This is a genomic window from Streptomyces katrae (assembly GCF_000966975.1).
Classification (GTDB): Bacteria; Actinomycetota; Actinomycetes; order Streptomycetales; family Streptomycetaceae; genus Streptomyces; species Streptomyces katrae.
Genome location: NZ_JZWV01000228.1, coordinates 1 through 3171 on the forward strand (window position 1 = coordinate 1; position 3171 = coordinate 3171).

Sequence of the window (3171 nt, forward strand, 5' to 3'; positions counted from 1 at the left end):
GCGCCAGCGCATCGGCATCGCCCGGGCGCTGGCCCCCGAGCCGTCGGTCCTCATCTGCGACGAGCCCGTCTCCGCGCTCGACGTCTCCGTCCAGGCGCAGGTCGTCAATCTCCTCACCGACCTGCAACGCGACCTCGGGCTGGCCCTGTTGTTCATCGCCCACGACCTCGCAGTGGTGCGGCAGATCAGTCACCGCATCGCCGTGATGCACCGCGGCCAGGTGGTCGAGACCGGCCCCGCCGACGAGGTCTGCACCCGCCCGGCACACCCCTATACCCGCGCCCTCCTCGGGTCCGTGCCCAGGACCGCCCCGTCCTCTCCTCCGTCCTCTCCTCCGTCCTCTCCCAAGGAGGTCCACACGTGACCAGCCCCGCCACCCCGGCCACCCCCGCCACTACGGCCACGCCGAACCGTCGTGATCCCTACGCCGGCTTCGCCGGACGGGTCGGCCGCACCTTCGCCGAGTCCGAGCCCTCCTGGCAGCCCGCGCGCCGACCCGGAGGCCGTGCCCCGAACGTCGTCGTGGTCCTGGTCGACGACATGGGCTACAGCGACATCGGCCCGTTCGGCTCGGAGGTCCCCACCCCCGTACTCGACGGCCTGGCCGCGAGCGGCGTGCGCCTGGCCAACTACCACACCATGCCGCTCTGCTCCCCCGCCCGTGCCGCCCTGCTCACGGGTCTCAACCCGCACCGCGTCGGATACTCGACGGTCGCCAACTTCGACCCCGGTTTCCCCGGATACGGCATGGAAGTCGGGGAGGACATCCCCACCTTGGCCGAGGTCCTCCACGACGCGGGCTACGCCACCTACGCCGTCGGCAAGTGGCACCTGACCCGCGACTCGGCGTCCAACGCCGCCGACGACCGGCGCAACTGGCCGCTGCAGAAGGGCTTCGACCAGTACTACGGCGTACTGGAGGGCCTGACCAGCCTCTTCCATCCGCACCAGCTGGTCCGCGACAACAGCCCGCTGGACATCGACGAACTGCCCGACGGCTACTACTACACCGACGACATCACCGACCAGGCCATCTCCATGGTCAAGTCACTGCGCGCGCACGACCCCGACAAGCCGTTCTTCCTGTACGTCGCCCACAACGCGGTCCACGGCCCCCTCCAGGCCAAGCCCGCCGACATCGAACGCCATCGCGGACGCTACGACGGAGGCTGGGACGCCCTGCGCGACACCCGCTTCGCCCGGCAGATCGCCGACGGTCTGTTCCCCGAGGGGACCCCCCTGCCGGAACGCAACTCCGAGGCGGGCTTCGACGTAGGCCCCTGGGACGAGCTGACGCCCCAACAGCAACGCCGTTACGCCCGTTACATGGAGGTCTACGCGGCCATGGTCGACAACATCGACCAGAACCTCGGACGGCTCACCGACACCCTTCGCGCACTCGGCGAACTCGACAACACCATCGTCGTCTTCACCTCCGACAACGGTGGCACCGGCGAAGGCGGCGCCGAGGGAACGCGCAGCTACTTCAGCCGCTTCGTCCACCAGCCCGTCCCGGACGACTGGAACGAGGACGTGGACCGGGACACCGACCTCATCGGCGGTCCGCAGAGCCTGGTGCACTACCCGCGCGGCTGGGGCATGGCCTCCAACACCCCGTTCCGGCTCTACAAGGGCCAGACCTACGCCGGCGGCGTGCGCGTGCCGTTCGTCATCTCCTGGCCCGAGGGGCTGCGGCGGGCCGCGGACGACCCCGGGGTCCGGCAGCAGTACCAGTACGTCACCGACATCACCCCCACCCTGCTGGAACTCGCCGGCGTGCGCCGCCCGGAGCTGTGGCGCTCGCGGCCCGCCCAGGAGCTGGACGGCGTCAGCTTCGTTCCGGTCCTGCGCGACGGGCGGACTCCCGGCTCCCACACCGAGCAGTACTGCGAGATGTCCGGCAACCGCAGCTACTACCGCGACGGCTGGAAGCTGGTCACGCTGCACCGCCCGGGCACGCCGTACGACGACGGCGAGTGGGCGCTGTACGACCTGCGCACCGACCCCACCGAAACCACCGACGTCGCCGAGGCACACCCGGAGGTGGTGAAGGAGCTCGCCGCGGCGTGGGAAGCGGCGGCCTGGCGCAATGGTGTCTTCCCCCTGGCCGACGGCAGCGGCGCACTGGCCCGGCGCAACCCCGCGGAGGAGCGGTTCCACCGCCCGCTGACCCTGCTGGCGGGCACTCCCGAGCTGGAGCGCTACCGCTCCTCCCGGCTCATCTCGTTCCGGTCCTTCGACGTCACCGTCGAACTCGACGAGCACGCCGCCTCGGACCAGGGCGTGCTGGTCTCGCACGGCGACCAGGGCGGCGGCTACAGCCTGTACGTGGAGGAGGGGCGGCTGCGCTTCGCGTACAACGAGTACGGCGAGCTGCACGAGACCGACGCCGGCCCGCTGCCCGCGGGCCGGCGGACGGTCACGCTGTCGGCCGCCGCGGCGGAGGGTCTGCGCTGGGAGTTCCGCATCCTGGTCGACGGGGTGGAGACCGGCCGCTCGCCCAGCGTCCACCAGCTGATCGGCATGGCGCCGCTCCAGGGGATCAGCGTAGGGGTGGACCGCAAGTCCCCGGTCTCCTGGCCGGTGTACGAGCGCCACCGCAGCTTCCGCTACACCGGCCGCCTGCGCTCGGTGACGTACACCCCCGGTGAACAGGCGCCCTATGACCCGGCGCTGGTGGCCCGAGCCCTTCGGGAGGCGGCCGCCGCCTTCGAATGACGGACGGACGGACGCACGCGCCGGCTCCTCAGCACCCCGCCCGCGGGACCGGGTCCGGTTCCCGCGGGCTGCGGGGTTCCGGGCCCGGCACGTGCTGTCCGCCCACACGGCCACGCGCGATGCGGAATCCGACGTCGTCGACCCGGAAGGTCGGGTGGCTACGGCGTCGGACGGAGGCCCTGCAGCTCCAGTGCTCGTCGAACCAGCCACCGCCTCGCAGCACCCGGTAGGTGCCGTAGACCTCGGCGTCGTAGATGTCCCAGCACCACTCCCACACATTGCCGAGCGTGTCGTGAAGGCCCCAGGGATTGGGCCGTTTGCCGCACGCTTCACGGATGCGCTCGGTCGAGTTGCCTCGATACCAGGCGATCTCGTCGAGGGGGCCGTACCGCGGTCCCGTGGTCCCGGCGCGGCAGGCGTACTCCCACTCGGCTTCTGTGGGCAGTCTGTACC

3 protein-coding genes are annotated in these 3171 nt (G+C 71.2%); 2 read left to right on the forward strand and 1 reads right to left on the reverse strand.

Features of this window, described 5'->3' with window-relative positions; translation table 11 throughout:
• Together VR44_RS10325 and VR44_RS10330 are read left to right on the forward strand one after the other, a co-directional pair.
• Nucleotides 1-364 (forward strand): ABC transporter ATP-binding protein (locus VR44_RS10325; protein WP_169790995.1); only part of this gene is annotated, 364 nt, incomplete at its 5' end.
• Nucleotides 361-2718: an arylsulfatase gene (locus VR44_RS10330; RefSeq protein ID WP_045947123.1), complete on the forward strand. Its 2358-nt coding sequence runs from the start codon at nucleotides 361-363 to the stop codon at nucleotides 2716-2718. The genes VR44_RS10325 and VR44_RS10330, both read left to right, overlap by 4 nt.
• A gap of 28 nt (nucleotides 2719-2746) precedes the next feature.
• Here VR44_RS10330 and VR44_RS10335 read toward each other — a convergent pair.
• Nucleotides 2747-3171: formylglycine-generating enzyme family protein (locus tag VR44_RS10335; RefSeq protein ID WP_211275046.1), on the reverse strand; the 425-nt coding region annotated here is incomplete at its 5' end.